Origin of the sequence: Halobacillus sp., assembly GCF_049282395.1 — a bacterium.
Lineage (GTDB): Bacteria > Bacillota > Bacilli > Bacillales > Halobacillaceae > Halobacillus.
The window spans coordinates 1-3,170 of record NZ_JBAPTY010000176.1; the positions used below are offsets into that span (position 1 = coordinate 1).

The window sequence follows — 3,170 nt, forward strand, 5'->3', positions numbered from 1 at the left end:
TGACGACCGTAGTGGTTAAAGTGAAAAACTAATCTCATTGCCCCCTCCGCGACTTCCAGAGGGGGTTTTTTGATTCTTAATGACAAAATCGATACGAAACCACTCAAAGATATGCTACTATTTAAAACATAATAAATGATTAGTTCCATGCGGAGGTTTCCAAACGTGCTGCCAAAAGAAGTAACGATCAAGTACATTGCAGAGAAAGCGAATGTTTCGATAGCTACGGTATCCAATGTTATTAATGATAAAGGAAGAGTATCCGAAAAAACGGCTGATCGAGTTCGCTTGGTCATTCAGCAATACCGATATCAAGGTAATTTAGCCGCGAAAAATTTGCGGACGAACAAATCATATTTATTCGGTGTGGTGGTTTCTGTCACTCAGCCTGAACGAAAACTTAAAGATAATCCATTCTACTGGGAATTGATCTCAGGAATTGAATCAGAAGCGAGCGGTTATGAATTTTCCATCGTATTGAAGGGTATCGATTCCGCTGAAGAATTATTGGCATTTATTAATCAAAGAAACCTGGATGGTGTGATTATCGTTGGAGCTGAAGAGAACTCCTCTTTAGTAAAAGTAGCTGAGGAATCCAATATTCCAGCTGTTTATATCGATAGTTATCTGGAGGATTTAAGTCTGTATCAGGTGCGTATTGATGACAAGCAAGGTGGCGCCGCTGCTGCTAAGCATCTACTTGAACTAGGACATCGAAAGGTAGCCCTTCTGTCAGGGAAGCTAACCTATAATTCGGTAAATCACTTTAGGTGGGAAGGCTGCAAAGAAGAATTATCAGCCTTCGACAGTTATGATGAATCACTTCTGATTGAAACAGATACTTCAGCCGAAGGTGGCTATGCAGCTGCCGATGATATGATCGAGAAATTCCCGGAAATTACAGCGGTCATATGCTTCTCCGATATTACTGCTCTTGGCTTATACAAGCGTCTGAATGAAAAAGGGTATGAGATACCGAAAGACCTTTCCATTACTGGATTTGATGGAGTTTATTTTACTAACTACATGATTCCGAAGCTTACTACCGTTAAGCAGGATGTAGGTAAGAAGGGAGTAACTGCAGTGAATTTGCTTTTTGAACAGATAAAAAGTAACTCATGGCCGGTTGAGAATCGCCGAATCTCACTCCCAGTTTACCTGGTTGAAGGAGAAAGCACGGCCCATCTTTAATAAACCAAAGAGCACCCTTCATTATGCAGAAGGATGCTTTTTTTTAGAGCAGTTCATGCAATTCATTAAGCGAAACTTCCAACTCATTTTCTGGCTGGTCAATCGGGTAAATTCGCGCTGTGTCATTTGTTTCATCCACGTGTTGGATGTATATCGGCTGATTATTAAAGGTAACATGAGACATTATAGGTGATGCAGCTATTTCCTGAGCACGTTGTTTATTCAATAGACAGCTCAACCTCCTTTATGATAGCTTGTGCTGCCAGGGTAAGACTATTCTTTAAGGAAAGGACTCCATATCAGTAATACTTTCAGGATCGTAACTTAGCTAAAGAATTTTATAAAAGTAAGGAAGCAATGAAACGGTTTAACTAATGATTCGTAAAGGAAAAGAGAAACAGAATAAATTATTAATTAGTAGGAGTCGGTTTGATGGAAAATCGTAAGTTTATGTATTGGCTGGGTGCAGTTCCTATTGTCTCATGGCTACTTTATTTTCTAGGGTACTCGAATAAATATAAAACGGAGAAAATTGTGGAAGCTGTTATTCTGATTGTTATTTTGACCGCAGTTTATTATATTTCAGTAATGCTTTACTTTAAGCTTCTGAAACGATAAGGGGGATGGGGGTGTCTGGACTTGCTAAGGCTTCATTTAGTTTGTGTATCATAACATTTTTCTTCGTTAGTATAGCCGCCGTCTTTTTTTATACAATATCGTGGATTTCTTATGGGATTATTTTTTTAGGTATTCCTGTTTCGCTCGCAGGCATTTTTTTGGCTGCTCAAGGATTTTTTAAGGAAAAAGATAAAGGGAATAAAGTTGTGCACGGATTATGCTTTCTCCTATTATGTTTATTGTTCATTATTCCGGTGGTTCTTATGTTAGTGATGAATATAAGTCCATAAATTGATGTTTAATAAAGTTAGATATTCTCTAATTTTTTCAGGAGTGGAAAGGTTAAAAGGTCGAACACCTCTAAGGTTTTAGAAGAAATCTTCTTAAAAAGGAGAAGTTTTATGAAAAAATTGTTATCTTATATTTCAGCTTTGTTTGGAGTTTTTTATATAGTATCATTCGTCTATGCGATCCTTGAATATGGAGAAATCAGGGTGCTTGATCTTGCTGCTATCATCATTTTGTTCTGGGCTTCCTCACTGCTTTGCCGAAAACACTATTCTGAGCAAGAGGTAAATGGTCGAGAGTAGGTTGCCGAGCAATTCAGTGAAAATCAAAAAAAATAAGTGTTGCGAGCCTAAGCATTATAAAACTGACTTAGGTTATGAAGGGAAGGATAGATAGGACCGCTTTATAGGCAAAATAAATTCCTAAACCCAGTAAGAATAGACTTGAAAATACTGAGATCGCTCTCAGTATTCGTGGTTTCAGAATACCTTTGCTAAAATGAACGGTGAGCGCTAAATTTAAATTCCATAATCCTACTCCAATAAAAATGGCACTGCTTATATAGAAAGCTTTTAACAAATTATCTTCCTTAAAAGTGTCACTTAAAGCGGAACCATAGACCCCAAGCCAAAACAGAATATTTAATGGATTAAAAGCTGCCAGGGAAAGACCGGTGAGGTAAGGGCGAAGGAGTCCAATGCGTAAATTTTCTTCCCGGTTAGGTGAAACAGTAATATTATCGTTTTGAGTAAAGAGGCTTTGGAATCCCGTATAAGTTAAGACAAGAGCGCCTAGAATTAATAGCAAGATCTGAACCGAACCTAAAGTCAAGTATTCGGATAATCCCTTATACATCAGGAACATAAGTGTAAGGTCAGCTGTCATTCCTCCTGCTCCAACAATTAGGGAGGGCCAGAAGCCCTGGTAAATCCCCCTTCTGATAATTTCTAAATTTATCGGTCCAATAGGAGCAGCAATTGATAAACCAAGAAAGATTTGTCTGATCAATAGTAAAAGCATGGCATGTCCTCCTTCTGTACATTAAATGAAAGAACCATGTAATTTAGAAGGAC

5 protein-coding genes are annotated in these 3,170 nt (G+C 38.0%); 3 read left to right on the plus strand and 2 right to left on the minus strand.

The annotated features are described in order from the left end of the window. The first annotated feature begins 165 nt into the window (after nucleotides 1–165). The gene (locus WAM07_RS08065; protein ID WP_422165972.1) at nucleotides 166–1,191 is read left to right on the plus strand and encodes a LacI family DNA-binding transcriptional regulator; all 1,026 of its coding nucleotides are present in this window, start codon (nucleotides 166–168) and stop codon (nucleotides 1,189–1,191) included. Between the two features lie 43 nt (nucleotides 1,192–1,234). On the opposite strand, the gene WAM07_RS08070 is transcribed toward WAM07_RS08065, so the two are convergent. Continuing rightward, entirely contained in the window at nucleotides 1,235–1,417 is a 183-nt protein-coding gene (locus WAM07_RS08070) for a small acid-soluble spore protein H (RefSeq protein WP_422165973.1), read from the minus strand. 206 nt (nucleotides 1,418–1,623) lie between these two features. Here WAM07_RS08070 and WAM07_RS08075 point away from each other — a divergent pair, with 206 nt between their 5' ends. Both WAM07_RS08075 and WAM07_RS08080 read left to right on the plus strand, forming a co-directional pair. Beyond that, a complete protein-coding gene (locus WAM07_RS08075; protein WP_422165974.1) occupies nucleotides 1,624–1,809 on the plus strand; it encodes a hypothetical protein in 186 nt (61 codons plus the stop codon). Nucleotides 1,810–2,210: 401 nt separating this feature from the next. Next, the gene (locus WAM07_RS08080; protein ID WP_422165975.1) at nucleotides 2,211–2,399 is read left to right on the plus strand and encodes a hypothetical protein; all 189 of its coding nucleotides are present in this window, start codon (nucleotides 2,211–2,213) and stop codon (nucleotides 2,397–2,399) included. A gap of 67 nt (nucleotides 2,400–2,466) precedes the next feature. On the opposite strand, the gene WAM07_RS08085 is transcribed toward WAM07_RS08080, so the two are convergent. Next, nucleotides 2,467–3,117: a LysE family transporter gene (locus tag WAM07_RS08085; RefSeq protein WP_422165976.1), complete on the minus strand. Its 651-nt coding sequence runs from the start codon at nucleotides 3,115–3,117 to the stop codon at nucleotides 2,467–2,469. Nucleotides 3,118–3,170: the final 53 nt, after the last annotated feature.